Origin of the sequence: Halorubrum kocurii JCM 14978 (assembly GCF_000337355.1) — an archaeon.
Classification (GTDB): domain Archaea; phylum Halobacteriota; class Halobacteria; order Halobacteriales; family Haloferacaceae; genus Halorubrum; species Halorubrum kocurii.
In genome coordinates this window covers 55,742-80,279 of sequence record NZ_AOJH01000061.1, presented here as the reverse complement: position 1 = coordinate 80,279, position 24,538 = coordinate 55,742, and the positions used below count along the sequence as shown (strand labels likewise).

Genomic DNA, 24,538 nt, shown 5'->3' with positions numbered 1-24,538 from the left:
ATGCGCCGGGTCACCCGGAACCTCCTCGTCGCCATCGCCCTGATCGCCGTCGCCCTGCTCGCGTTGGGGGCGCTGCCGAGCTACCTCGGGAGCGGCGACCCCTACTACCTCACCGCCGAGCCGATCGAGACGAACGAGACCGCGGCCGACGTGAACAATGTCTCCGACCGGCGGTACCCGTTCCTCACGAGCGCGATCGCGAGCGAGGACGGACGCTCGGAGGGGTATCAAAGCGGTCCGTACGGGATGAAGGAGTGGTTCACCCACACCCCGTTCGACGAGGTGGACGCGCTCACCCAACAGGTGCCGGAGGCGGCGACCGAGGACGGGGTTCGCGTCCGACGCGACGGGCGGATCTACCACGTGGAGGTGGTGCGGCCGTGAGCGACGACCTCAGCGAGCTGCCGGCATTCGACGACGGGCGGACCCACTCGCTGCCCGGCGAGCCGGAGTGGCCGGTCCGGGAGGTCACCGTCGAGTACGACCCCGGCTGGTTCGTCGGCGGCTACGACCGCGTCGAGCAGCCCGACGGAACGGAGAAGAAGTACTACTGGGCGGAGCTGTCACCCGCGACGGTCGTGATCGCGGTCGCCGACGACCGGGTGCTGTTCGTCGAGCAGTACCGCCCGACCGTCCGAAACACCCAGCTGGAGCTTCCCGCGGGGATCGTCGAGCCCGGCGAGTCGTACACCGCCGCTGGCGCGCGCGAACTCGCCGAGGAGACCGGCTTCGCGCCGTCGTCGACCGCGCTGTTACAGGAGGTGTGGTGTTCGACCGGGGTGCTCCGGCACAAGCGCGGCTACGTGTTCGCCGAGGGGTTGGAGCCGGTCGACGTCGACCACGACAGCAACGAGTTCCTCGTCCCGCGGACGGTCCCGGTCGACGAGGCGCTGGACGTCGCTCGGGAACCCCCGACGAACGACGCGACGCTGGAGGGATTGCTGTTGGCGAAAGAGGAGGGGTATTTATGAGCGATCGACGGGCGCCGGCGCCGGCCTTTATAACCATCGACGCGGCGCTGGTTCCGGTTCCCGACGGCCGCCCCTGACGCGCTCGCCGTCTCGCGGGGCGATCCGCGGGGCGCGAAGAATCCGACGCGCGTCCAGTTCCCCGCGTCGACGGGGAGGTATTAGTCGCCTCGACCCCATATACAGTCCATGAGCCGGACCCCGGATCAGTCGGTGTTGCTGTCGGACGACCCCCCGCTGGACCTGCGCCTCTCGGACGCGGAGTTGGAGGACGCCCGCGATCGCATCGTCTCTTTCATCGCGGATCTCGTCGACGACGCGGGCGCAGAGGGCGCCGTTCTCGGCCTCTCCGGCGGGATCGACTCGACGCTGACCGCCCACCTCGCCGTCGAGGCGCTCGGCGAAGACGGGCTCCACGGGATCACCATGCCGGCCGAGGTGAACGACCCCGGCGTGATGAGCGACGCCGAGCGCGTCGCCCACGACCTCGGGATCGAGTACGACGTGATCGAGATTCAGCCGATCGCGGAGTCCTTCTTCGACGCCGTCCCCGAGGCCGCCGCCGACCGCATGGCAGCGGGCAACGTCTACGTCCGGACCCGCGCGGTCCTCAACTACTTCGTCGCCAACGCGGAGAACCGGGTCGTGCTGGGAACGGGGAACCGCGCGGAGGCGATGACGGGCTACTACACGAAGTACGGCGACCAAGCGGTCGACTGTAACCCCATCGGGAACCTGTACAAACAGCAGGTGCGCCAGCTGGCCGCACACGTCGGCGTGCCCCGCGACCTGGTGATGCAGGAGCCGACGGCGGGGATGTGGGAGGGGCAGACCGACGCCGACGAGATGGGGCTCGACTACGACACCGTCGACGCGATTCTGGCGGTCCACGTCGACGGCGGGCTCTCGCGGGCGGCGACGGTCCGCGAGCTCGGCGTGCCCGAGGCGGCCGTCGACCGCGTCGTCGACCTCCACGAACGCAGCGCTCACAAGCGCGCGATGCCGCCCGCGCCCGAGCGCTAGGCGTCGGCGGAGCGGACTCCGGGAGGGCCGAAAGGAAAGGGACCGGTCGGTCGGCCGGGGTCAGGCGTTCTGCGCCCGTTCCTTCGCGACCTCGGCGATCCCGGCGTTCGCCGAGCAGTTCGGACACGCGTGTATTCGGCCGCGAGCGTCCGAGAACACCCGGGCGAACCGTTCGGAGACGTGCGCCTCGCAGTGTTCACACGTGGGCATGATGGGAAGCGGTATCGTGAATCATATTCGGTACACGTTCACTAGGTGATACGGCCTCAAGACGCCTTTCCGAATTCTTTCCCAAATTCGACCCAGATCGGTGCCTCGAGCGGGTGAGCGGGTCGAGTGCGCGGGATCTGCGGGTACGAAGGACGACGAAAAGCGGGAGCGATGTCGGTGGAGCGAACGCGAAGAGGGAGGGTGAAAAATCGCCGAGCGACCACGCCGACTGACCGCGTCGAACGACCGCGCCGAGCGCGGTCAGAAGTCGCGGAGCGCTTCGAGGACGTCGTGTGCGGCGCCGTCCCCGATGACGTCTCGGGCCGCGTCGAGGCCGTCCTCGATCGAGTCGACATCCCCGCGGGCGTAGATCCGAAGCGCGGCGTTGACCGCGATCGCGTCCGCGAAGGGCCCGTCGCGCTCGCCGGCGAGCACCGCTTCGGTGATCTCGGCAGACTCGACCGCGACGTCGTCGACCGCGAGGTCCTCCTCTTCGAGGTCCATCCCGTAGTCGGCGGTCTCGATCTCGAAGTCGTCGAAGGAGGCGCCCTCGCTGCCGGCGTCGCCGTCGCCGCCGGACGCGTCCCACTCGGCGACCTTGGTGTAGCCGGGGCGCACGTCGTCGTACCCTTCCATGCCCTGGAACATCAGGACGCGGTCGAGGTCGTGGAACTCGCTTTCCACGAACGTGTCGACCACCTTCTTCGCGAACGCGAGGTGGTAGAAGGAGCCGAGGTGGACCGACGCGCCCGACGGGTTCGCCAGCGTCTCGATCGTGTTGACGAACGTGCGGACGCCCATCTGGTCGCGCCGGTCGAACAGGTCGTCGATGGCGGGGTTAAAGGCGGGCTGGTAGTAGAAGCCGAAGCCGGTCTCGTCGACCATGTCGGCGGAGTCCGAGGGCGTCAGCTCGGTGTGGACGCCCAGCTCGTCTAAGACGTGCTTGTAGGAGTCCTGCTTCTGCGTCGGGACGCGGTCGCCCGAGTGGACGACGACGGGGGTGCCCGCGGCGGCCGCGACGACGCCGGCCGCGACGCCGAGGATCGCGGAGCGACCCTTCCCGTCGTAGTTCGCGCCGCAGTCGACGGGGTCGGCGTCGGGTTCCGCGTACTCGACGCGCTCGCACATCACGTCGACGTAGGCGCCGAGCTCCTCGGGCGTGTTCCGTTTCCAGCGGTTCGAGAGCCAGAACGCCCCGAGCGTCGTCGGGTCGGGCTCGTCCGCGAGGATCCGCTCGAACGCCTCGGTCGCCTGCGCGCGCGTCAGGTCGTCGGCCGACTTGTGGCCGGAGCCGCAGACCTCGGTCATCAGCCGTTTGAGGGGCCAGTCGCCGAACTCCTGAGTCGCCTGAGCCATACGCCTCGTTCGGGACCTCGAACGAAAAGTCCCTCGCTCGGCTCCCGTGCGATGGGAACGGAACGACCGAAAGACGGCGCGCGCGAGCGCCGACCGCGCCGAACCGGCCGGCTCGCGCCGGTTCCGTGGTACACGATCACACGGTGTAAACGGACAAACGTAGGTATTTATGCCAGAATAAACCAAATATAAGGTATTCTTCTACTGATACCTCCCGTAACCAGCCTTAAAAGGCGTCAGAGTTATATGTTCGTCCATCCAGAGAACAGTTGTTCCCGATGACGTCCAAATCCGTCGCCACCGCACTCACGCTGTATCGCGCTCGCACGCTGACCCTCGAACAGGCCGCGACCATCGGCGGCTGCTCGACGGCGCAGTTGGAGGAGAGCGCCCGGGCGTTCGCGCCGACGCCGGGCGAGGCCCCCGCTGACGACTGATTCCGCCCAGCGACGCCGGGTCCCTGCCGTTCCCGCTGACGACCGGTCGGTCCGGACCCCGATTCCACCGAACCGCCTCCGAAACCGGTACGTACGCGCAACCCCTGATCCCGGCAATGAGTCTGGACGCCGACTGGCGGGCCGGTATCGACGCGGTCGACGCGGCCCTCATCGACGAGTACCAGAGCGGCTTCCCCGTCGAACCCCGCCCGTTCGAGCGGGTCGCCCGCGAGATCGCGACCGAGACCGGCGCCGACCTCGACGCCGACGCCGTCCTCGACCGCGTGCGCGACCTCCGAGAGCGCGGCGTGTTCCGGCGGTTCGGGGCGGTCCTCAACCCCCCGGTGATCGGCTCTTCGACGCTCGCGGCGGTGCGCGCGCCCGAGGACCGCTTCGACGAGGTCGCCGAGGTCATCAACGGCTACCGGCAGGTGAACCACAACTACCGGCGCGACCACGAGTGGAACCAGTGGTTCGTCGTCACCGCCGGATCGCGGGAGACGCGCGACGCGATCCTCGCGGAGATCGAGGAGCGCACGGGCTGTGAGGTGCTGGCCCTCCCGATGCTCACGGACTACTACATCGACCTGGAGTTTCCGGTGGTGAACGCGGACCGGTTCGCGCGGGAGTCGGGCGAGGCGCAGAGCGCCTCGGACTCCGCGAGCGGGGAGCGAAGCGACCCGCGAGCGTCCGAGACGGCCGTCTCCGCCACCCGCATCTCCGAGGACGCCCGCGGCGACCTGAGCGCGCTGGAGGCCGACCTCCTCTTGGCGATCCAAGACGGCTTCCCGCTGTCGGCGACGCCCTACGCGGACGTGGCGAGCGAGATCGGGGCCGACGTCGGCGACGTGATCGCGGCGGTCGAGCGGCTGCTCGCGGACGGCTGCATCAAGCGGATCGGCTGCGTCGTCAACCACGTCGTCACCGGGTTCACGAACAACTGCATGGTGGTCTGGGACGTGCCCGACGACGAGCTCGACGAGCGCGGCGAGGCGGTCGGGAGCCTCCCGTACGTCACGCTGTGTTACCACCGACCACGCCGGACCGAGCAGGGCTGGGAGTACAACCTGTTCACCATGATACACGGCCGCGAGGCCGAGGCGGTCGACGCGAAGATCGACGAGCTGGCCGCCGACCACCTCCCGTTCGCTCACGAGCGGCTCTACTCGACGGAGACGCTGAAACAGACCGGCGCGCAGTACGAAGATCTCGTCGCAGACGAAGAGTAAGGGAGAAGCGGCTCAGTCGTCGCCGAGGACCGTCGTGCCCCCCTCGTCGTCGGGGTCGGCGGCGACGAACTCGCGTCCTGCGTCGAGTCCGCTCTCGGCGCCGAGGCGGTCGAGGGCGTCCGCGCCCGCGACCGCGACGACGACGAAGCCGACCTTCGAGACGATGTCGAGGTAAACGAACAGGAGCATCTCGGTCGCCGGCGTCAGCAGGCCGAGCCCGGTGGGCGCGAGCAGCCACACGACCGGGTACAGCGTCCACAGCACCACCGTGATGTTCCGGAGCGTCCCGAAGACGGCGCGGACCCTGTCTGTCTCGGCCGACGCCGACCGCGGGAGCGACACGAGCAGACCGTAGACGAGCACCGCGTACGCCGCCGACGCGACGGCGAACAGGCCCCACGAGAGCGTTCCCGCCGTGACGACCGCGGCGATCCCGCCGGCGATGATCACCACGTCGACCGCGATCAGCCCGGCGAGGACGCGCCGCGACGGACGCGCGAGCAGGCCGAGGTAGAGGAGTAGCAGCGGGGTCGTGATCAGCCAGTCGAGGTAGCGGGCGACCGGGAGGTCGCCGCCCGGCGTCGCCACCGTGCCGAACCCGAGCGCCATCGCGAGGTACGCGAGCGCCGCGACCCCGGTGACGCCGGCGAGCGTGGCGTAGTAGACCGCGTGCGACTCGCCCGTCTCCGAGGAGCGAGAGAACCACGCCCACAGCGGAGGGATCGTGCCGGCACCCATGGCGAGCACGCCGATCCACGCCCAGACGGCGGTGTCGACGAGCATCTCAGTTCACCCCCTCCCCGTCGGCGGCGCCGGGGCCGTTTCCGTCCTCGTGCGGGAAGTCGAAGGACTCGCTGTCATCCCTCCCGTCGACACCCCCGTCGGAGACCGCGGTGGCGCTGCCGTCGCGCGCGGTCCCGCCGACCGCGGCGCCGGATCCGGAACCGAGGCCGTCGTCGTCCGCGAACTCGAAGTCCTCGACCGCGTCGCGCAGCGCGAGCGCGCGGTCCGAGAGCGACTCGGCGGCCGTCTCGACCGCGCCGAGGGTCTGCTCCTGTTCGTCGACCGCGCCGGTCACGTCGCCGGCCGCGCTCGCGGTCTGTGCGCTGATCGCGGAGACATCCTCGACGTGCCCGACCACCGCGTCGACGGAGTCGGCCTGCGTCTCGGTCGCCCGGGTGATCTCGGTCATGCTCGTGTCGGTCCGCTCGGAGGCCTCCGCGAGGCGTTCGAGCGCGTCGATCGACGTCTCGACGGTGTCGACGCCGGCGGAGATCCGCTTTTCGGTGCGTTCCATCGCGTCGGCGCCCGTCTCCGCGCGCTCCTGGACGGAGTGGATCCGGGCCTCGATCTCGCTCGCCGACTTCTGCGTCTCCTCGGCCAGCGCCTTCACCTCCTCGGCGACGACCGCGAAGCCGGCCCCGTCGGCGCCGGAGCGGGCCGCCTCGATCGACGCGTTCAGCGCGAGCAGGTTCGTCTGCTCGGCGATCTCCGAGATGGTGTCGACCACTTCGCCGATCTCCTCGACCTCCTCTGCGAGCGCCTCGACCTCCGCGGTCGTCTCCGCGGTCGTCTCCTCGACCGCGTCCATCTCCGCGAGCGCCTCCTCGGCGGCCTCGCGGCCCTCCTCGCCGACCGCGGCGGCGTGTTCGGCCGTCTCCGCCACGTCGGTGACGGTGGAGGCGACCTCCTCGGCCGAGGACGCGAGGTTCTCGGCCTCGTCGGTCGCCGCCTGCAAGTCGTCGCGCTGGGTGCGCGCCCCCTCGGCGATCTCTTCGACCGCCTCTGACACCGTGCCGGTCGTCGCCCGCAGGCTCTCCGTGCGGTCGTCGACGGTGCCGGCCACGTCGGCCGTGTCCTCGGCGACGGTCGCGACGGAGGCGACCGTCTCCTCCAGCTCGTCGGCCATCTCGTTGAACGCGGCGCCGACCCGAGCCATCGCCTCGTTGTCGCTGGCGGGGTCGACGCGTTGGGTCAGGTCGCCGTCGGCGAGCGCGCGCATCGCGGCCTCGTACTCGGTCGCCTTGCGCTCGACCGTCTCGGCGCGTTCCGTCGCCTCGCGCCGCGCCCGCTCCGCGTCCTCTCGGGCCTCCTCGGCGTCGTCGATCTCCGAGCGAAGCGAGCCGCGCATGGCGTCGAACGCCCGGAACAGCCGGCCGATCTCGTCGGTTCGCCCCGTCGACAGCGTCACGTCGAGGTCCCCCTCGGCCATCCGCTCGGCCTTGGCCGTGAGCTGCCGCAGGGAGATGACCGTGTTCGACCCGACCGTGACGCCGATGAGCGCGAGCCCGATCACCGTCAACAGCGTCATCCCGATGAGCCCGGAGCGCACCTCTGCGCCCGCGGCCCCGGCCTCCTCCGCGCGGAGGTAGACGATGACCCCGTATGAAACTGAGACCCCCATGACACCGATCAGGGACAGCGCGAGCTTCGCGCCGTAACTCGACCGAATGCCGGAGGACGGTTCCTCTTGCATAATGTACGAATAGACAGGGTAAGGATCGGTATAATAACTACCACCCGAATATTAAGACTGATAACAAAGTTGAACAGACTGCGAGCGCCGCGCCCGACGCACCGGCCGGCGACCGAGACGGTGGACGCCGGTGCGTTGCGGGCGGCGGGCCGATGCGTTGCGGGCGGCGGGCCGATGCGTTGCGGGCGGCGGGCCGATACGTTGCGGGCGGCGGGCCGATACGTTGCGGGCGGCGGGCCGATACGTTGAGGGTGACGCCGCCCGGTGGAGGGGACATGGGAACGGCATTCGACAGGCTCGGGTACGGGACGTACAAGCTGGCCGACGGCGAGGAGTGCGTCGCCGGCGTCGCACACGCGATCGAGACGGGATACCGCCACGTCGACACGGCACAGGGGTACGACAACGAGGCGTCGGTGTCGGCGGGGATCGATCGAACCGACGTTGACCGCGAGGACCTGTTCGTCGCGACGAAGCTCTCGACGGACAACCTCTCGTACGACGACGCGGTCGCGACCGCGCGGGTGAGCCGTGACCGGCTCGGCGTCGACTCGATCGACCTGCTGTACGTCCACTGGCCGATCGACACCTACGACCCCGACGAGACGCTGCCGGCGCTCGACGACCTCGTCGACGAGGGCGTGGTCGACCGTATCGGGCTCTCGAACTTCCGCCCCGACCAGCTCGACGAGGCGATCGACCGGCTCGCGAATGACGTGTTCGCGCATCAGGTGGAGTGTCACCCGCTGCTCCAACAGGAGGAACTCCGCGAGCGCGCGGCCGAGCACGACCACTGGCTCGTCGCCTACTCGCCGATCGCGCGCAACCGCGTCGCCGACGTGGACGTTTTAAAAGAGATCGCCGCGGCCCACGACGCCAGCCCGGCGCAGGTGAGCCTCGCGTGGCTGCTCTCGAAGGAGCGCGTCGCCCCGATCCCGAAGGCGGCCGACGTCGGCCACGTCGAGGCCAACTGGGCGGCCCGCGAGATCGACCTGACCGACGACGAGATCGCCCGGATCGACGGGCTCGACCGCGGCGAGCGGATCGTCGACTTCGAGGAGGCGCCGTGGAATCGGGCGTGAGCACGGACCTGACCCGCGGTGATATATAGCCGTACAGCGCGTTATAGGGCATTATAACGCTCTCATGGTCGGTTTTAGGTGATACGTGACCGATCTTGGAACCGTGACCGACACCGAACCCAAGCGCCCCGGACGGCCCGCGCTCCTCGCTGCGACCCCGAGCGCCGAGCGGGTGGGTCGGTGGCTCCGGACGCTGGCGCTGCTGGCCGGCGTGCTCGGCCTGCTGGTCGGGCTGTTCGCGCTGGAGCTCGTCGGGCGGCTGTGATCGGTGGCGGTCCGAATCCCTCCAAAGCGGAACTGAACGCCCGGGGTCACCGAACCGGACCGCAGACGCCGCGTCGGCTCGGGTTTCACTTTCGCTTTCGGGCGCGTTTTTAAAAGGCGTGGGCACGACGCATCGGGTATGAGCCAGTCCACGTTCGACGACGACGACCTGTTCGGCGAGGCCGCCGAGGAGACCCGTGCCGAGGTCCGAGAGCACCTGCAGGCCGCACGGGGAGAGCTTCCCGACGCCGACGCGGTGTGGGAGACGGACGCGGACAACGTGCTCGGCGCGCTCAACGGGCTGAAGTCGGCGCTCGACGTCGGGGACGCGGTCGACAGCGTCCGCTCGGCGAAGAAGGCGTACGTGCTCGGCGAGCGCGCCGACGCGTTCGAGGACGCCGACGATTTAAAAGCAGAGATCGAGGAGCTGGAGTCGCTCGTCGGCGACATCGAGGCCGCCGCCGAGGAGGTCGGCTCGCTCACCGGGACCGTCCCCGCGATCCGTGGCGCGCTGCAGGACGCGGCGGCGGCCGGCGAAGAGGAGGAAGACGAGGAGTAGCGACGCGCCGCCCTTCTCAAGCCGACTCCCGGTCGACGACCGCCTCCGCCAGCTCAGCGAGCGCGTCGCTCGCGAGGTCGAGCAGGGCCTCGCCGCGCTCGGCGTCGCCCGCGGCGGGATCGCCGACCACGCCGTTGTCGGTGAACGCGTCGGAGTCGTGCGCGAGGTTCACGCCCGAGACCCACTCCCCCCAACGGTCGGCCGCCCCCTCGCGGGCCTCCTCGATCCGGTCCTCGCGGACGAGGTCGGGGTTCGTGGCGCGCAACAGCGCCGTCTCCAGCGGGCCTGCGTGGCCCATGTCGCCCGCGTGCTCGCCGACGGCGTCGAACCACGTGAACGCGACCGCGTAGCCGCCGTGGGCGTCGTCGCGCGAGAACCGGCGGGCGACCTCCGCGAGCGCCTCCACGTTGCCGCCGTGTCCGTTGACGAACACGACCCGGTCGATCCCGTGGCCCGGGAGCGACTCGGCCGCCTCGCGGACGTACGCGCGGAACGTCTCCGGCGAGACCCACATCGTCCCGTCGAACGCGCGGTGTTCCTCGGCGACGCCGACGGGTATCGGCGGGGTGACGGCGACTCGGCCCGCGGCCGTGGCGTCGTCGCCGGCGTCCGGATCGCCGGCGCTCTCCGCCGCCTCGTAGGCCGCCGCGCCCGCCTCCGCGACCGCGACCGCGTCGAGGGTATCGGTTCCGAGCGGCGCGTGAGGGCCGTGCTGTTCGGTGCTGCCGACGGGGACGAACGCGACGTCGACGTCGGCGTCGCGCACGTCGGTCCAGGTGGCGTCCGCGAGTCGCATGTCCGATCGTCCACGGGAGGCGCCGTATAGGCGACGGTCCGCGGTCGGGCCGAGAGACGGGCCAAACGCCGGCGGGCCAGGCGGGAGTATTAATCCGACGGGCAGTGAGGGACCAGCCATGAGCAGCGACAACGGGGGTCAAGCGCGGGCGTACGGGGTCACGTTCGGGCCGTTGAAACGAGCCCTTCGCGAACACCAGTATCCGGTGTCGGTCGGCGAACTGATCGAGCAGTACGGGGGGTTCGAGCTGGAGACGGCGGCCGGCGAACGGCGGCTGGAGACCGCGCTCCAGGAGTGCGAGGCGACGACGTTCGCCGAGCCGTGGGAGGTCCGGGACGCGATCCTCGACGGGCTCGACGAGGAGGCGGTGATCGGGTATCACGGCGATCCGGGAGACGACGGCGGCGGGACACCGGAGATCGATCGGGCCGGCGACTGGAGCCGGCTGTCCGAGTAGCCCGCGGCGATCGGCGCCTCAGTCGTCGTCGCTCTCGGCGTCCTCGACCAGCTGTGCGGTGCGCTCCTGCGCGCGGTCGATGAACTCCTGGGGCAGCTCGTCGATCTCGCCGGCCTGCACGCCCCACAGGTGCGCGTACAGCCCGCCGTTGTCCAACAGCTCGTCGTGGGTGCCGCGCTCGACGACCTCGCCGCCCTCCAACACGAGGATGGTGTCGGCGTCCTTGATCGTCGAGAGGCGGTGCGCGATCGCGAACGTGGTGCGGTCGGCCGTGAGGCGGTCGAGCGAGCGCTGGATCAGCATCTCCGTCTCGGTGTCCACGTCCGAGGTCGCCTCGTCGAGGATGAGGATGTCGGGGTCTTTCAGCACCGCCCGCGCGATGGTGACGCGCTGGCGCTGGCCGCCTGAGAGCTTCACGCCCCGCTCGCCGACCATCGTGTCGTACCCGTCCGGGAGGTTCTCGATGAACTCGTGGGCCTCGGCGGCCCGCGCGGCCTCGCGGACCTCCTCGTCGGTCGCCTCGAAGGTGCCGTAGGTGATGTTCTCGCGGACGGTCCCGTAGAACAGGTACGACGACTGCCCGACGTAGCCGATCGACCGGCGGAGCGACTTGAGCGTCACGTCGCGCACATCCTGCCCGTCGATCCGGATGGCGCCCTCGTCGACGTCGTACATCCGGAGCAGCAGCTTGAGGACCGTGGACTTCCCGGCACCGGTCGGTCCCACCAGAGCGAGCGTCTCGCCGCCCTCGACGTGGAAGTCGATGTCGGAGACGATGGTCTCCTCGTCGTAGCCGAAGCTCACGTCGTCGTAGACGACGTCGCCGTCGCCGACGACCAGCTCCTCGGCGTCGGGGTCCTCGGCGAGCCGCGAGGGCTCGTCCATCAGCCCGAAGATCCGCGCGGAGGAGGCGCGGGCGCGCTGGTACATGTTGATGATCTGCCCGAACTGCGCCATCGGCCAGATGAACCGCTGGGTGTAGAGGATGAACACGACGAACATCCCGACCGAGAGGTCGCCGGTGAACGGTCCCGGGGGCGTCTCCTGGAACACCCAGAGCCCGCCGACGACGAACGTGAGGACGAAGCCGATGCCGGCGAGCACGCGGAGCGCCGGGAAGAACTTGATACGGGTCGTGATCGCGTCCCAGTTGGCGTCGAAGTAGTCCATCGACACGTCGTCGACGCGGTCGGACTCGTACGGCTCGGTGTTCGACGACTTGATCACCTGGATGCCGCCGAGGTTGTTCTCGAGCCGGGAGTTCATCTTGCCGACCGAGGAGCGCACCTCGGCGTACTTCGGCTGGATGATCCGGATGAACAGGTAGGTGAACCCGCCGATGATCGGGACCGGAAGGAGCGCGACGAGGGCGAGCTGCCAGTTGATCCAGAACAGCAGCACGCCGATGCCGACCACCATCACGGACAGCCGGAACAGGGAGTTCATCCCGTCGTTTAAGAACCGTTCGAGCCGGTTCACGTCGTTCGAGAGAATCGACATCATCTCCCCGGTCTGCTTGTCGGAGAAGAACTCCATGTTGAGCCGCTGCATCTTGTCGTACGTGTCGGTCCGCACGTCGTGCTGGATGTTCTGTGCGAAGGCGTTGAACCCCCAGTTGCGGACCCAGTGGAACCCGGCGCCGATGCCGAACGCGGCCCCGATGACGGCGATGGTGAACCAGAACTGCTCGGTCTGTCCCGTCGGGAGCCACGCGTCGGGGAGGAGCACGAGCGGGATCTGCTCGCTGAAGAGGGCGTCCTCGTAGAACACGGCGTCGATGGCGATCCCGAGCATGAGCGGCGGGAGGAGGTCGAGGAGCCGCGCGAAGACGCTGGCGAAGACGCCGACCGTCACCTGCGGGAGGTAGTCGCGACCGTACGCGAGGAACAGCCGTTTCATCGGGTTCTCGATCTTGTCCCGCTGTTCCTCGAAGGGGTCGTCTTCCTCCCATTCGACGCTACTCATTACCGATCCATATCGTATCTGACGGCAAATAGGTTTCCTTCGAACCGAAATACATCGGCGGAAATCTCCGGTAACGGGCGTCAACACGCGTATTCGAGAGGGCGGAGAAACTCAGAGAGGAACCGACACCGGAATCGGAGGCGCGGTCAGACCTCGCGGCGCTCCACGTCAGGGTCGACGCCGGCGGCGGCGAGGTCCTCGCGGATGCGTCGCCGGAGCGGGTCCGGGATCCGCTCGCGGGGAACGGGGGCGGCGGTGGCGGCGCTCGCGTCCGGTTCGGCGGCCGCGTCCGATTCGGCGGCGGGCACCGTCCAGTAGAGGACGCGCTCGGCGTCCGCGTAGAACTCCACGGCGAATCGGGCGCCGCCGCCGTCGTAGTGGACGCGCGCCGCGTCGCCCTCGGCGCGCCACCCCTCCCGTCCGATCAGCGCGGCGATCGAGTCGTGCACGGTCGCACTCGGGGCGGCGGACACATGTCGGTGTCGCCGGCGAGGCGCGCCCCCGGCGCCGTCATCGATACCGGTTTACAAATGCCGCTCCGATGAGCGAGCATGTCCCTTCGCGTCACCTTCCTCGGGACGGGCGGTGCCGTCCCGACGACCGAGCGCGCGCCGAGCGCACTGTTCGTCAACCGCGAGGGCGACCGCCTCCTCTTCGACTGCGGCGAGGGGACCCAGCGCGGCATGATGCGGTACGGCACCGGGTTCGGGATCGACCACCTGTTCGTCTCGCACCTCCACGGCGACCACGTCCTCGGGATCCCGGGGCTGGTCCAGACGCTCGGGTTCAACGACCGGACGGAGCCCCTGACCGTCCACTGCCCGCCGGGGACCGCAGACGACCTCCGCGACCTCGTGCACGCGGTCGGCCACGACCCCGCGTTCCGGATCCGGATCGACGAGGTCGCCCCCGGCGCCGTCGCGCTCGACGCCGACGGCTACGAGGTCCGCGCGTTCGAGACGACACACCGGACCAAATCGCAGGGGTACGCCCTCGAGGAGGACGACCGCCCCGGTCGGTTCGACCGCCCGAAGGCGGAGGAACTGGGCGTCCCCGTCGGTCCGAAGTTCGGCCGCCTCCACGCGGGCGAGCCGGTCGAGGCCGAAGACGGGACGGTCGTCGAGCCGGAGCAGGTCGTCGGCCCGCCGCGGCCCGGCCGGACGCTCGTGTACACCGCCGACACGCGGCCGCGAGAGCGGACGGTCGAGGTCGCCCGCGACGCCGACCTGCTCGTCCACGACGCTACCTTCGCCGACGACATGGCCGACCGCGCCCGAGACACGGCCCACTCGACCGGCCGGGAGGCGGGCTCGATCGCCGAGCGCGCCGGCGCGAAGCGGCTCGCGCTGGTGCACGTCTCCTCGCGGTACGCCGCCGACGCCACCCCGATCCTCCGGGACGCCCGGGAAGAGTTCGGCGGCGAGTGCCTCCTCCCCGACGACGGCGACCTGATCGAGGTCCCGTTCCCCGACGCGGCGGAGTGAGCGCGGACCCTCCGGCGATCGCGTCGCCGCCGGGGACGCACCGCGAGAGACCCTACACATTCCCGGTGAGGGGGGATCTGAGTAGCACTTTTGCGTATCGGCGCCGTATAATTCTCGAGAAGCGATGTCAGGCACACAGACGACACAGACCGACGCCGAAGGCGATCTGGAAGCGACGGACCGGTTCGAATCGGTCCGGGAGCGCTTCGACCGGATCGACCGCGAGATCACGCGGCAGATGAACCGGCTCGGGATCCCCGTCCTCCGCGTCGCGCTCGGGATCGTGTTCGTCTGGTTCGGCGGGCTGAAAGTGGTCGGCGGGAGTCCGGCCGCAGAGCTGGTCGCCTCGACGGTGTACGTGGTGCCGGCGGAGGTGTTCGTCCCGATCCTCGGGGTCTGGGAGGTGCTCATCGGGCTGTGTCTGCTGTACCGGCCGCTCATCAGGGTCGGGATCCTGCTGTTGTTCCTCCAGATGCCCGGCACCTTCCTGCCGATCGTGCTGCTGCCCGACGTCGTGTTCACGACGTTCCCGTTCGGCCTGACCGTCGAGGGACAGTACATCGTCAAGAACCTCGTGATCATCGGGGCCGCGCTCGTGGTCGGCGGGACCGTTCGCGAGGACGCCGAGAAATAGGGGCCGCTCGCACGGCGTTCCGCGTCGCCCGCGCCCGGGAAACCTTGATGAGTCGCGGCGCCGACTCCTCGCGTATGTCCGACGACTGCATCTTCTGTTCGATCGCCGCCGGCGACATCCCGGCGCGGACCGTCCACGAGACCGACGACGTGCTGGCGTTCCTCGACGCCAACCCGCTCGCTCGCGGGCACACCCTCGTGATCCCGAAGACGCACGCCGAGCACGTCGGCGACCTCGACGACGCCCTCGCGAGCGACCTCTTCNTTTTTTTTTTTTTTTTTTTTTTTTTCGACCGTCGGGGCCGACGGCGCCAACGTCGGGATCAACGACGGCGAAGCGGCCGGACAGGAGGTCCCGCACGTCCACGTGCACATCATCCCGCGGTTCGAGGGCGACGGCGGCGCCCCCCTCCACGCCGTGGGCGGCGAGCGACCGGACCTCTCCGACGACGAGCTGGACGCGGTGGCCGAAGCGATCGCCGAGTGAGGTGGCCGGGGCCGTCGCGGGGACCCGACCGGGATCGGCGAGGCGACCGCCCGTCGACTACCCCTGTCCCCCGGCCAACCGGTCGGCCTCCGGAAGCGTGCGGAGCCACAGCATCGCCCCGGTACCCACGAGCGGCCCGACGACGAGCGGGGCAAAGGCCCACTGCCAGCCGGCGGCGTTCCGCACGAGGGGAACCAGCTGGATCGAGGCGATGGTGATGAGGAAGCCGACGGCGGTCTGTAACGTCAGCGCGGAGCCGACGTAGCTCTCGTCGGCGAGTTCTGAGACGGCGGCGGAGAACTGCGCGGAGTCGGCCACGATGAAGAACCCCCAGACGAGGACGAACGGGACGACCACGAGCGGCGACGACCCGAAGACGGCGCCCGCGAGCAGACAGGCGCACCCCGAGACGGCCATCGACAGGCTGGTGACCGCGGACCGGCCCCAGCGGTCGGCCGCGGACCCGGCCAGCCACGCGCCGACGCCGCCGATAGCGATGGTCGCGAACGCCAGCAGCGCGGCGCGGCCGTCGGCGTCGGCCACTCCGCCCGCCTCGAAGCTCGCGACGAGGTAGACGGGGACCCACGTCCAGACCGCGTACAGTTCCCACATGTGACCGAAGTAGCCGGCGTTCGCGAGGACGACGCCGCGGTCGGTGACGATCCGACGGACCGCGCCGGGGTCGAACGGCGCCGTCTCCGGCTGGTGGGGCCCGTCTTCGTACGCGAGGACGAGCGCGCCGCCGAGCGCCGCCAGCGCGGCCGTGCCGTACAGGACCGCGTCGGGGCGGCCGATCCCGCCGACCGCCCGGAGGAGGTGCGGCGAGGCCGACCCGACCGTCAGCGCGCCGACCAGGACGCCGATGGCCAGTCCGCGCCCCGCGTCGAACCACGACGCCATCATCTTCATCCCGGTGGGGTACACGCCCGCGAGCGCGACGCCCGTCAGGAATCGCAGGGTTATCGCGGGCGGGCCGCTGGCGACGACCGCCGCGATGGCCGCCGTCCCCGCCGCGCCGAGCAGGGCGGAGCCCGCGAACAGGTACCGCGGCGGGACGACGTCGGCGATCGTCAGCGACGCAGACGCGAGGGCCCCCACGACGAATCCGAGCTGGACCGCGTTGGTCAGCCAGGCCGTCTCGGCCGCGGAGAGCCCCCACGCCGCGGCCAGCTCGGGCCCGACGGCCGTGCCGCTGAACCAGAGCGTCATCGCGAACAGCTCCGCAACGCCGACGAGCGCGAGCGCGCGCCACTTCCCGTCTGCGATGGCGGCCATGTGTCAGTACCGTTATTAATAAGTATGGTATAAATATTCCGCCGGACGCTGAAGCGATCCGCGACGCTTAACAATCGACCCCAGTGAGCGGAGCCATGCACACTCGAACGCTCGCGCTCGTCGGGGCGACCGGCGGCGCCGGGACGACGCGAACCGCGGTCGAACTGGCGGCGCTCGGCGCGCGAGACGGTCGCGACGTGGCGGTCGTCGACGCAGCGTTCACGACGCAGGGGCTCTCCGAGTACGTCTCGGGCCGGATCGGCACCGACCTGACGACGCTCGTCACCGACGAGACCGACGCGTCGCTGTCGGCGGCGGCGTACCCGATCGCTCTGGGAGACGGCGGCGCCGGGGGCGCTGGTGACGACGGCGACGCGCCGAACCGCTCCGGACGCGCGGACCTGATCCCCTCCCGCGCGCCCTTCGAGCGCGTCGCCAGGGCGAAGACGGCGGAGGCCGCACGGAAGTTGGAGCGTCGGATCGACGAGGCGGCGAGCGCGTACGACGCCGTGGTCGTCGACGCCGCTCCCGTCGGCTCAAACGAGGCTGTCGCGGCGGTCACGACGACCGACCGGACCGCGGCGGTGTTCCCGGCGACGACGCACGGGCGAGACGCCCTCCAGCGGCTCCGCGGTCGCGTCGCCGACGTGGGCGCTGGGCTGGACCGGTCGATCGCGGTGGCGCGGGGCGCCGACGGAGGGAGTGACGCAGAACGGGAGGACGAGTCCGAGAGCGACGCGGACGTTCTCCTTCCCTCGACCGACCCGGCGGTCGCGAGCGCGCCGACGGCGGCGACCGGGAGCGGGTCGTACGCGCGCTCCGTCGCGGCGGCGTTCGAGGACGCCTTCGACGCGACGGTCGGAGTCGAGTTCGAGGAGCCAGGGTTCGTCGACCGGCTGCGGTCCTGAGCGGAAGCGGGCGAAGCGGAGAGGGGAACGGCCGGGAGAAGTAGCGACCGCGTCGCTCAGCGGAGCCCGTCGGGCGACCCGAGCGCGCCGCCGAGCGCATCGTCGCCGCCTCCGGCGGAACCGGCGCCGATCGGGGCGGAGCCGGCGACGTGGGCGTCGACGGCGTCGGCGACCGCGGGGACCGGGTCGTGCGTCTCGACGTACGTCGCCAGCGCGAAGTCCGCCTCGTCGCCGCCGGCGAGCGCGACCGCTTCGCTCCGCGCGAGCCGCCCGTCCAGCCAGTCGCGAACCACGTCGCGGCGGCCCGGCGCGAGCGGGCAGACCCCCTCAACGCCGCACCGGTGGAGGGCCTTCGCGCCCGTCATCGGCGTCACGCCTGCCTCGCGGGCGGCGTCGCCGACGCTCCGTCCGGCGGTGTAGGCGTCGACGAGCGTCGCCGTCGCCGCCGGTGTACACGGGAGGTCGTCCGCGTGCTCCGCGAGCCGATCGACGAGCGGGGTCTCCGTGTCGTCCGCGACGGCGACCCCTCGGTCGTGCTGGCTCGCGGTCACTTCGAGGCCGTCCGCGATCTCCGACAGCGCCATGCGAATGGCTGGCTCGCTGAGGGAGTTAAAACCACCGTACTGCGGCGGGGCGATCGCGCCAAACACCGACCGGTAACCGGTCGGTTCGAGCGCGCCGATCCGGGCGATCGGCCCGCGATCTCCCCGGGTTTAAGTAAGGGATCGGGCCCGAGTTCGACGTGTGATGAGTGAGGCACGCTCGACGCAGATCCGTTCGCCCCGCACCGAGACCGACGACGCCGCGGCTGCGAACCGCGCCGCGACCGTCGAGACCGGCGACCCCGCGGAAACCAACGGGGCCGCGAAGACCGACGAGGCCACGAAGACCGACGAGACCGCTGCCCGCGAGACGTGTCCGGAGTGCGGCGGCCGGACGCGCGTCGACGCCGCCGAGCGCGTCTGCGACGACTGCGGGCTCGTCGTCGAGGCCGACCGGATCGACCACGGGCCCGAGTGGCGGTCGTTCGACGACGACGACACGAACCCCAAGCGCACCGGCGCGCCGCTGACGCGCTCGCGCCATGACCGCGGGCTCTCGACGGATATCGGTCGGTCGACGAAGGTCAAGGGGCGCAAGCGGCGGCGGCTCGCTCGGATGCGGACCCAGCACAACCGCGCGCAGATCTCGACGAAGCGCGACCGCAACAAGGTGTACGCGTACACCGAGATACGGCGGCTGACCGGAGCCATGGGGCTCCCGGACAGCGTCCGCGACGCCGCCTGCGCGCTGTTCGACTCCGCGCAGTCCGAGAGCCTCCTCCGCGGCCGATCGCTGGAGGGGTTCGCGGCCGCGTGCGTGTACGTCGCCTGCCGCACCGCCGACGTGGCCCGCACCGTCGGCGAGGTCTGCGCCGAGGCGAAGGCGACGGAGGCCGAGCACCGGGCCGCCTTCGACGCGATGAACCGCGAGCTCGGGCTGCCGATCGCGCCGACCGGCCCGGGGGAGTACCTCCCGCGGTTCGCGAGCGAGCTCGATTGCGACGCCGACGTGGAGCGCCGCGCCGGCGAACTGGCCGACCGCGCCGTCGAGGAAGGGATCGCGAACGGCCGCAACCCCGTCGGCGTCGCCGCCGCCTGCCTGTACACCGCGGCCCGCGAGCTGGGCGCCGACTGCACGCAGCAGGAGGCGGCCGACGTCGCCGACGTGACGCCCGTGACGGTCCGGCGGACGTACGTGGACCTGACCGAGGAGTGAGCCGGGCGCGACCGGGGCGCCGCGGGCGGAGCCGTCAGCCGATCAGGAGCCAGCCGAGGACGACGGCGGTCCCGCCGACGACGGAACTGACGGCCGCGTGGGTGCGGAGTCGGTCGCGGAGGCGGTGCTCGTCGGCCGCGGCGCCGGCGGGGCAGGTCTCGCTTCCGGCCGTGCACTCGGGCAGCAGATCGACGGCGACGTGGAGGAACACGCCGGCCCCGACGCCGAACAGCAGACCGCGGACGGCGCTGGACGGGGTGACGCCGACCGCGGCGACCGGGAGGGCGATGAGGCCGACGGCGGCCGCCGGGAGCGCGAGCACGGCGACCGACCGGTCCCGCCCGGCGAGGCGGCGCGCCGCGGCGTACCCGGCCGGCGCCTTGTGCGAGACGAGCGCGATACCGAGCAGCGACGTGAGCGACGGCATCGCGCCGTAAATGGCGCCGATGATCGCGCCGGCCGCGAGCGCGTGGACCGTCAGCTCCGCGGCCGTGTGGTCGACCGGGAGATCGAGGTGCGTGAACCGGTGTCCGAGCGAGTGACCGGCGTACCCCGCCAGGAAGCCGACGGCGATGCCGAGGCTACCGAAGCGCCCGTGTTGGGCGAGCGCTTGCGGGATCAGAAACAACGCCGTGCTCGTCACCATCGCGCCGCTCGCCAGCCCGTACCCCCAGACCGGTTCGAGCGGGTGATCGGCCGCCGCCGCCCGGGCGCCGAGCGCCATCGCACCGAACGCCACCCACGAGATCGCGGGCAGCTTCCACGTGACGTCGGTCGCGAGCGCGAGCGCCGAGAGAGCGACGAGCGCGAGCACGCCGGCGCCGCCGATCGCCCGCTCGCGGGTCGACAGCGGGACCCGATCGCCGTTCGCCCGGTCGGCGATGTCTTCGAAAAACATTATTGTGTATTAATAACTATACTGCTTTAATTGATAATTGTTCCGCCGAGGACGCGATTCGCGGAGCGCTATGGGGGCGTCGAATCCGGGACGAACGGGCCGAGAGAGCCGCAGTCCGTGACGCCCCGTCGGGCGGGCGCGACGGCGTCAGCGGGGACGCCGCGAGCCGAGGCGCGCGGCGACGGACCGACGGTACGAGAGGAACGCGGTGCGGCCGGCGGCGCGGTAGGCGCGTGGTGCACGCGGTGCGCTCTGGCGAGCGCACCAAAAATGTGAGGTCACAGAGGCCATTACCTGACATTTCTGTCATACCACTTATGATCCTATCTGCTGATATACGGATGTCGACCGGGAATATCGGTCGACGCGGTCCCCGGAACGGGGAACGCTGTCAGAGGCACGGCGCGTGACTCTGTGAGGACAGCGAGTCACGCAGGTCGCCGCTCGGAGGACGTCGGTGGGAGACCGGGCCGAGCAGACGACCTCGTCCGGTCGCGTGAGACGGAGAGCTGAACGGCCGTCGAGTCCCGCACACGCGTACATATTCGGTATCGCCCGCGGGAAGCGGACTATTCCGTAAAACGTGACATACTGATTCGGTGAAATTATTCGGCATGAATTCGGACGTGTCAGTTACTCGGTTCGACGCGGCGAGTGCACCGTCCGCGCTCGACGCGATGTTCGATGCGGTCTCGGCGTTCAAAAACACGGAAGGCGACGAGCTCCGACGCCTCGATAGGTACATCAGCCCCGATGTCATAAACCTCCTCTTCGGCGGGCCGGGCGGTTCAGCGACGCGTCTCGAAGAGGGAACGCTGTCGTTCCGGTACGACGACGTGTTCGTGACGATGACGCACGACGAGCTGATCGAGGTCATCGACGCCGACGCGTTCCGCTCACGGCCATTGCATTACGGACTCTCAGCGGACGCACGCGCACGGGAGTCGACCGAAGCGGCTCTCGAAGTGGCAGCAACGGCACTCGCCGAGGCTGAAGAACACGTCTGGACCGCCGCTACCAACGCGTCGGACAGTGAACTCGTTGACCCGCTCTGGGCAGTGGTGGAGCGGCTCTGGGCCATTCAGACATTGATCGATGACCTGACCGCTCGGCCGTGTTCGACTGAACCGCTGGCAACACGGGTCGATGACGAGCGGTGACGAGGTGACCGAGGACGCGCTGTTCAACCTCGGCGTCGACCTCAACCGGGAAGAGACAGTAGGCGGCGCTGTTGATCGGACACTGACCGCGATCCGTGCCACACTGGGAGACGCAGCGATTACCGTGTGGCGAAACCACAACGAGCGCGACAGCAGCGTTGAGAACGCCCAACCGCCGGAACAGCCGTCCCAACCGGCGTTTAGTTCCGAACGTCATACCGGTCGGCCGGGCCGAACACCCCCACCGGACGCAGCTCTTGTCAAGCGATGTTTCACGACTGATGCGCCGGCTCGAACCGACGGGGTGGCCGGACCAATCGCACCGGATGACAGCCGCTGGCTGCCGCGTGAGGAACTGTTCGTTCCGATCGGTTCCGAGCGTGTGCTGTCGGTTGGATGGGGTCACCGCGACGCTGCGACCGCGTTGGACGGGGCCGCCGTCCGCGATGTCCTAGAGCGAGCAGCGGAGTTACTGGCCGCGGCACTCGACCGCATTGGCTCCCAGACACGTGAGCCGACAGGCGAGATCGCCTCTGAGATTCGCCTCGGGGCGTTTCAACAAGCGATTGAGGACGCCGCCGATGGCGTCGCCATTCTTGACGACGAGTCGTACGTCTATATCGACCAGACGCACGTCGACATGTACGGATTCGACAGCAAACAGGAGTTGCTCGGTCGAAGTTGGCGAGAGCTATACGCTGCGGATGAAGCGGCACGGATCGAGAAGGAAGCTTTCGACGCGCTCGAACGCGATGGTCACTGGCAGGGGCGAGTAACGGGAAGTCGGCCAGATGGAACGACGTTCCCGGCGGAGCTGTCCCTGACGATGGTCACCCCATCCCGAATGGTCTGTACGGTGCGTGACGTGAGCGATCGTGAAGCACGGGAACACGAACTCGCATTAAAAGAGCGGGCGCTGGACGAAGCAGGGACCAGCATCCAGATTACGGACCCGACCCAACCGGGGAACCCGTTGGTGTACGTCAACGAGGAGTTTGTACAGCTAACCGGATACGAGCGGTCAGAGGCTCTCGGCCGAAACCCGAGATTCCTCCAGGGCCCCGGATCAGATTCGGAGACGACAAAGCGCATCCGTACGGCGATCGAAACCGAGCGACCGATAACGACTAAGCTGAGAAACTACACCGCGGAGGGTGAACCGTACTGGGCGAAGCTCTCCGTGACGCCGGTTCGAGACGCAAACGGAATCGTGACAAACTACATCGGGGTTCAACACGATATTACCGAGCAACGACGGCGGATCAGAGAGCTCAGAGACCAGACTGAGCGGCTGGAGCTCGTCCTCAGCGGGACGGAGACGGGCATCGGTGAGTGGGACTTCAGCACCAACACAGTCACGTTGGACGCCACTTTACGAGAGACGGTCGGAGCGAGCCCGACGACGATAGACGAATGGCAAGCAGTAGTTTATTCGGTGGACCGCGAACGTGCCGCTGACGCCCTGCGGCGCCCGATCGAGACCGGTGACCCGGCTGCTGAGACGATACGAATCGGGACGGATGACAGCGAAGTCACGTGGATAGATCTACACACCGTTGTGAGTGATGCGGGTGATGGCTCTGCCAGTGTGCTGGCGATGGGGCGAGACGCGACGAAGCGCTCCGAGCGTGTGAAATGGGCGTCGAAACTGTTTGATCAGGGCCCGCTGCTGTTCGTTCAAACTCGGGCCGTTGGCGGCGAAGCAGTCATTGGGGCCTGTGACCGGTCGTTTTCCGACGCGCTGGGGTACGAGCGCGAAGCGGTGGTTGGACAGCCGCTCAGTGAGTTTTATGACGATAGCTCGACTGATTCACTCCAGTCAGACGGCTACGAACGCGCGCTTAGCGGTGATCTCACCGTCGCAGAACGCACGCTCGTGACGACGGACGGCGACACGGTCCCGTGTCTGTTACGGGCGATCCCACGCACCGTTGACGACGAAGTCGTCGGTACCGATGTGTTGTTTATTGATATCTCTGAACGCGAGAAGTACACTCGGCGACTGGAGGCTGTGTTTAACAGCCCACACCAGCTTACCGCGTTAGTCCGCCCCAATAAAACCGTGACTGACGTGAACGATACGCTGGTCGCACGCATCGGTGTTGATCGGTCGACAATTGTTGGTGAACCGATCGACAAATTCCCGTGGCTGAGCCTTGACCCGAACCACGGACTCACGGTTTCTGAGGCGGTCAACCGCGCGGGTGACGGTGAACTCGTCCAGACCGAAGGAGAACTACAGGGTCCAGATGGTCTCGCACGCATCGACGTGTCGTTCAAGCCAATTCGTAACGCCGCTGGTGAAATCACGCTGATCGCCGTTGAGGGGAAGGATATCACCGTGAAGACGCGACAGCGACAGCATTTACAGGTGTTCCAGCGGGTCGTCCGACACAACGTCCGTAACGATTTAAACAAGCTCGTGGGATGGACAACGATGCTCGCCGAGGAACCGGACGCTGACTGTCGTCACGATCACCTCCGCCGACTGACGCGTATATTCGACGGGTGGGAACGACTTACGAACAAAATGCAGGTGATCGATCGCGCGATACGGGAGATACCACACGACGAGTCAACCGTTAACATCGCTGAGGTCACTGAAAAGGCCGCGACGGCGGTACGGGATGACCACTCGGACGCAACGATCGCCGTCTCTGTCGACGCGACCGACGGGACTGTCTCACGATGGCTTACACACCCGCTTACCGAGGTGATAAAGAACGCGGTGGCCGCAGGAGACAGAGAAGACCCGCACGTCAACGTATCGGTGAGACAGGCAGACGACGGCTGGCTCCAGATCGTCGTGACTGACGACGGGCCTGGCATGCCAGATATCGAGCGGGGGGTACTCGTCACCGGCGAAGAGACGCCGTTACAGCACGGTTCCGCGCTCGGGATCTGGCTGATTCGTATGTTAGTTTCGATGCTTGGCGGGGAGGTCGACGTCGACGTGACCGACACAGGTACCGAGGTCGTGCTTCGCGTTCCGACAGCGTCAGCAAACCGCAACCCGGCTTCGGTCGAACCCAGCCGGATGTCCTAAAGAGCGTACTGTACAAACCGCGAGGAGTATGGGGTGGTCGACGAACAAAGCGCGGCCTCACGACGAA

General features: G+C 69.0%; 25 protein-coding genes and 1 pseudogene. 16 read left to right on the top strand and 10 right to left on the bottom strand.

Annotation, left to right across the window (positions count from 1 at the left end; all coding sequences use genetic code 11):
• The 3 genes from C468_RS09555 to C468_RS09545 all read left to right on the top strand — a co-directional run bounded on the left by C468_RS09555 (position 1) and on the right by C468_RS09545 (position 1,991).
• Complete coding sequence (locus C468_RS09555; RefSeq protein WP_008848680.1) at positions 1–384, top strand: hypothetical protein; 384 nt, start codon at positions 1–3, stop codon at positions 382–384.
• Complete coding sequence (locus C468_RS09550) at positions 381–971, top strand: NUDIX hydrolase (protein ID WP_008848679.1); 591 nt, start codon at positions 381–383, stop codon at positions 969–971. The genes C468_RS09555 and C468_RS09550 overlap by 4 nt, the downstream gene beginning before the upstream one ends.
• Positions 972–1,157: 186 nt before the next feature.
• On the top strand, positions 1,158–1,991 hold the full coding sequence (locus C468_RS09545; RefSeq protein WP_008848678.1) for an NAD+ synthase: 834 nt from the start codon (positions 1,158–1,160) through the stop codon (positions 1,989–1,991).
• Positions 1,992–2,051: 60 nt separating this feature from the next.
• Here the strand turns inward: C468_RS09545 and C468_RS18605 are convergent, their stop codons facing one another.
• Together C468_RS18605 and C468_RS09540 are read right to left on the bottom strand one after the other, a co-directional pair.
• Positions 2,052–2,201 (bottom strand): DUF7563 family protein, encoded by a 150-nt coding sequence (locus tag C468_RS18605; RefSeq protein WP_008005507.1) that lies wholly within the window; start codon positions 2,199–2,201, stop codon positions 2,052–2,054.
• 261 nt (positions 2,202–2,462) lie between these two features.
• Positions 2,463–3,557, bottom strand: a complete 1,095-nt coding sequence (locus C468_RS09540) for an anthranilate phosphoribosyltransferase (protein ID WP_008848677.1) — start codon at positions 3,555–3,557, stop codon at positions 2,463–2,465.
• Between the two features lie 278 nt (positions 3,558–3,835).
• Here C468_RS09540 and C468_RS18600 point away from each other — a divergent pair, with 278 nt between their 5' ends.
• Both C468_RS18600 and ahbB read left to right on the top strand, forming a co-directional pair.
• Positions 3,836–3,994: a DUF7317 family protein gene (locus C468_RS18600; RefSeq protein WP_008848676.1), complete on the top strand. Its 159-nt coding sequence runs from the start codon at positions 3,836–3,838 to the stop codon at positions 3,992–3,994.
• Positions 3,995–4,110: 116 nt separating this feature from the next.
• Entirely contained in the window at positions 4,111–5,223 is a 1,113-nt protein-coding gene (ahbB, locus tag C468_RS09535; protein ID WP_008848675.1) for a siroheme decarboxylase subunit beta, read from the top strand.
• A 12-nt stretch (positions 5,224–5,235) separates the two neighbouring features.
• Here ahbB and C468_RS09530 read toward each other — a convergent pair whose 3' ends face one another.
• The gene (locus C468_RS09530) at positions 5,236–6,006 is read right to left on the bottom strand and encodes a bacteriorhodopsin (protein ID WP_008848674.1); all 771 of its coding nucleotides are present in this window, start codon (positions 6,004–6,006) and stop codon (positions 5,236–5,238) included.
• 1 nt (position 6,007) lies between these two features.
• Positions 6,008–7,699, bottom strand: coding sequence for a methyl-accepting chemotaxis protein (locus C468_RS09525; RefSeq protein ID WP_008848673.1), 1,692 nt, complete (start codon positions 7,697–7,699; stop codon positions 6,008–6,010).
• A 275-nt stretch (positions 7,700–7,974) separates the two neighbouring features.
• Between C468_RS09525 and C468_RS09520 the strand changes: the two genes are divergently transcribed.
• The 3 genes from C468_RS09520 (at position 7,975) to C468_RS09515 (ending at position 9,604) form a co-directional block, all read left to right on the top strand.
• Positions 7,975–8,781, top strand: a complete 807-nt coding sequence (locus tag C468_RS09520) for an aldo/keto reductase (protein WP_008848672.1) — start codon at positions 7,975–7,977, stop codon at positions 8,779–8,781.
• 103 nt (positions 8,782–8,884) lie between these two features.
• Complete coding sequence (locus tag C468_RS18065) at positions 8,885–9,046, top strand: hypothetical protein (RefSeq protein ID WP_161609727.1); 162 nt, start codon at positions 8,885–8,887, stop codon at positions 9,044–9,046.
• A gap of 138 nt (positions 9,047–9,184) precedes the next feature.
• Positions 9,185–9,604 carry a DUF5790 family protein gene (locus C468_RS09515; RefSeq protein WP_008848671.1) on the top strand — a complete coding sequence of 140 codons (420 nt, stop codon included), beginning with the start codon at positions 9,185–9,187 and terminating at the stop codon, positions 9,602–9,604.
• Between the two features lie 16 nt (positions 9,605–9,620).
• Here the strand turns inward: C468_RS09515 and C468_RS09510 are convergent, their stop codons facing one another.
• Entirely contained in the window at positions 9,621–10,400 is a 780-nt protein-coding gene (locus C468_RS09510; protein WP_008848670.1) for a creatininase family protein, read from the bottom strand.
• Positions 10,401–10,518: 118 nt separating this feature from the next.
• Here C468_RS09510 and C468_RS09505 point away from each other — a divergent pair, with 118 nt between their 5' ends.
• A complete protein-coding gene (locus C468_RS09505) occupies positions 10,519–10,857 on the top strand; it encodes a DUF5789 family protein (RefSeq protein WP_008848669.1) in 339 nt (112 codons plus the stop codon).
• Between the two features lie 18 nt (positions 10,858–10,875).
• Here the strand turns inward: C468_RS09505 and C468_RS09500 are convergent, their stop codons facing one another.
• Both C468_RS09500 and C468_RS09495 read right to left on the bottom strand, forming a co-directional pair.
• Positions 10,876–12,822: an ABC transporter ATP-binding protein gene (locus C468_RS09500; protein WP_008848668.1), complete on the bottom strand. Its 1,947-nt coding sequence runs from the start codon at positions 12,820–12,822 to the stop codon at positions 10,876–10,878.
• A 146-nt stretch (positions 12,823–12,968) separates the two neighbouring features.
• Positions 12,969–13,271, bottom strand: a complete 303-nt coding sequence (locus C468_RS09495; protein ID WP_049912162.1) for a DUF7538 family protein — start codon at positions 13,269–13,271, stop codon at positions 12,969–12,971.
• Positions 13,272–13,373: 102 nt separating this feature from the next.
• Here C468_RS09495 and rnz point away from each other — a divergent pair, with 102 nt between their 5' ends.
• The 3 genes and pseudogenes from rnz to C468_RS09480 all read left to right on the top strand — a co-directional run bounded on the left by rnz (position 13,374) and on the right by C468_RS09480 (position 15,426).
• Positions 13,374–14,306 (top strand): ribonuclease Z, encoded by a 933-nt coding sequence (gene rnz, locus C468_RS09490; protein WP_008848666.1) that lies wholly within the window; start codon positions 13,374–13,376, stop codon positions 14,304–14,306.
• 124 nt (positions 14,307–14,430) lie between these two features.
• The gene (locus C468_RS09485; protein ID WP_008848665.1) at positions 14,431–14,940 is read left to right on the top strand and encodes a DoxX family protein; all 510 of its coding nucleotides are present in this window, start codon (positions 14,431–14,433) and stop codon (positions 14,938–14,940) included.
• A gap of 74 nt (positions 14,941–15,014) precedes the next feature.
• A pseudogene (locus tag C468_RS09480) lies at positions 15,015–15,426 on the top strand (HIT family protein).
• A 57-nt stretch (positions 15,427–15,483) separates the two neighbouring features.
• Here the strand turns inward: C468_RS09480 and C468_RS09475 are convergent.
• The gene (locus tag C468_RS09475) at positions 15,484–16,701 is read right to left on the bottom strand and encodes an MFS transporter (RefSeq protein ID WP_008848663.1); all 1,218 of its coding nucleotides are present in this window, start codon (positions 16,699–16,701) and stop codon (positions 15,484–15,486) included.
• A gap of 95 nt (positions 16,702–16,796) precedes the next feature.
• Here C468_RS09475 and C468_RS09470 point away from each other — a divergent pair, with 95 nt between their 5' ends.
• On the top strand, positions 16,797–17,609 hold the full coding sequence (locus C468_RS09470) for an AAA family ATPase (RefSeq protein ID WP_008848662.1): 813 nt from the start codon (positions 16,797–16,799) through the stop codon (positions 17,607–17,609).
• 56 nt (positions 17,610–17,665) lie between these two features.
• On the opposite strand, the gene C468_RS09465 is transcribed toward C468_RS09470, so the two are convergent.
• On the bottom strand, positions 17,666–18,193 hold the full coding sequence (locus C468_RS09465) for a DUF7858 family protein (protein WP_008848661.1): 528 nt from the start codon (positions 18,191–18,193) through the stop codon (positions 17,666–17,668).
• 163 nt (positions 18,194–18,356) lie between these two features.
• On the opposite strand from C468_RS09465, the gene C468_RS09460 reads away from it, so the two are divergent.
• The gene (locus C468_RS09460) at positions 18,357–19,367 is read left to right on the top strand and encodes a transcription initiation factor IIB (RefSeq protein WP_008848660.1); all 1,011 of its coding nucleotides are present in this window, start codon (positions 18,357–18,359) and stop codon (positions 19,365–19,367) included.
• Between the two features lie 34 nt (positions 19,368–19,401).
• Here C468_RS09460 and C468_RS09455 read toward each other — a convergent pair whose 3' ends face one another.
• Entirely contained in the window at positions 19,402–20,265 is an 864-nt protein-coding gene (locus tag C468_RS09455) for a hypothetical protein (protein WP_008848659.1), read from the bottom strand.
• Positions 20,266–20,942: 677 nt separating this feature from the next.
• On the opposite strand from C468_RS09455, the gene C468_RS09450 reads away from it, so the two are divergent.
• Positions 20,943–21,425, top strand: a complete 483-nt coding sequence (locus C468_RS09450) for a HalOD1 output domain-containing protein (protein ID WP_152422906.1) — start codon at positions 20,943–20,945, stop codon at positions 21,423–21,425.
• Complete coding sequence (locus C468_RS09445; RefSeq protein ID WP_049912161.1) at positions 21,412–24,471, top strand: sensor histidine kinase; 3,060 nt, start codon at positions 21,412–21,414, stop codon at positions 24,469–24,471. The genes C468_RS09450 and C468_RS09445 overlap by 14 nt, the downstream gene beginning before the upstream one ends.
• Positions 24,472–24,538: the final 67 nt, after the last annotated feature.

What these genes read in the sequence shown, in the direction of transcription:
- C468_RS09450 (WP_152422906.1), top strand. Translation starts at nt 20,943, where the DNA reads ATGTTCGATGCGGTCTCGGCGTTCAAAAACACGGAAGGCGACGAGCTC.
- C468_RS09445 (WP_049912161.1), top strand. Translation starts at nt 21,412, where the DNA reads ATGACGAGCGGTGACGAGGTGACCGAGGACGCGCTGTTCAACCTCGGC.
- C468_RS09525 (WP_008848673.1), bottom strand. Translation starts at nt 7,699, where the DNA reads ATGCAAGAGGAACCGTCCTCCGGCATTCGGTCGAGTTACGGCGCGAAG.
- C468_RS09470 (WP_008848662.1), top strand. Translation starts at nt 16,797, where the DNA reads ATGCACACTCGAACGCTCGCGCTCGTCGGGGCGACCGGCGGCGCCGGG.
- rnz (WP_008848666.1), top strand. Translation starts at nt 13,374, where the DNA reads ATGTCCCTTCGCGTCACCTTCCTCGGGACGGGCGGTGCCGTCCCGACG.
- C468_RS09455 (WP_008848659.1), bottom strand. Translation starts at nt 20,265, where the DNA reads ATGTTTTTCGAAGACATCGCCGACCGGGCGAACGGCGATCGGGTCCCG.
- C468_RS09505 (WP_008848669.1), top strand. Translation starts at nt 10,519, where the DNA reads ATGAGCAGCGACAACGGGGGTCAAGCGCGGGCGTACGGGGTCACGTTC.
- C468_RS09555 (WP_008848680.1), top strand. Translation starts at nt 1, where the DNA reads ATGCGCCGGGTCACCCGGAACCTCCTCGTCGCCATCGCCCTGATCGCC.
- C468_RS09500 (WP_008848668.1), bottom strand. Translation starts at nt 12,822, where the DNA reads ATGAGTAGCGTCGAATGGGAGGAAGACGACCCCTTCGAGGAACAGCGG.
- C468_RS18600 (WP_008848676.1), top strand. Translation starts at nt 3,836, where the DNA reads ATGACGTCCAAATCCGTCGCCACCGCACTCACGCTGTATCGCGCTCGC.
- ahbB (WP_008848675.1), top strand. Translation starts at nt 4,111, where the DNA reads ATGAGTCTGGACGCCGACTGGCGGGCCGGTATCGACGCGGTCGACGCG.
- C468_RS09530 (WP_008848674.1), bottom strand. Translation starts at nt 6,006, where the DNA reads ATGCTCGTCGACACCGCCGTCTGGGCGTGGATCGGCGTGCTCGCCATG.
- C468_RS09460 (WP_008848660.1), top strand. Translation starts at nt 18,357, where the DNA reads ATGAGTGAGGCACGCTCGACGCAGATCCGTTCGCCCCGCACCGAGACC.
- C468_RS09485 (WP_008848665.1), top strand. Translation starts at nt 14,431, where the DNA reads ATGTCAGGCACACAGACGACACAGACCGACGCCGAAGGCGATCTGGAA.
- C468_RS09515 (WP_008848671.1), top strand. Translation starts at nt 9,185, where the DNA reads ATGAGCCAGTCCACGTTCGACGACGACGACCTGTTCGGCGAGGCCGCC.
- C468_RS09465 (WP_008848661.1), bottom strand. Translation starts at nt 18,193, where the DNA reads ATGGCGCTGTCGGAGATCGCGGACGGCCTCGAAGTGACCGCGAGCCAG.
- C468_RS09540 (WP_008848677.1), bottom strand. Translation starts at nt 3,557, where the DNA reads ATGGCTCAGGCGACTCAGGAGTTCGGCGACTGGCCCCTCAAACGGCTG.
- C468_RS09520 (WP_008848672.1), top strand. Translation starts at nt 7,975, where the DNA reads ATGGGAACGGCATTCGACAGGCTCGGGTACGGGACGTACAAGCTGGCC.
- C468_RS09510 (WP_008848670.1), bottom strand. Translation starts at nt 10,400, where the DNA reads ATGCGACTCGCGGACGCCACCTGGACCGACGTGCGCGACGCCGACGTC.
- C468_RS18605 (WP_008005507.1), bottom strand. Translation starts at nt 2,201, where the DNA reads ATGCCCACGTGTGAACACTGCGAGGCGCACGTCTCCGAACGGTTCGCC.
- C468_RS09545 (WP_008848678.1), top strand. Translation starts at nt 1,158, where the DNA reads ATGAGCCGGACCCCGGATCAGTCGGTGTTGCTGTCGGACGACCCCCCG.
- C468_RS09475 (WP_008848663.1), bottom strand. Translation starts at nt 16,701, where the DNA reads ATGGCCGCCATCGCAGACGGGAAGTGGCGCGCGCTCGCGCTCGTCGGC.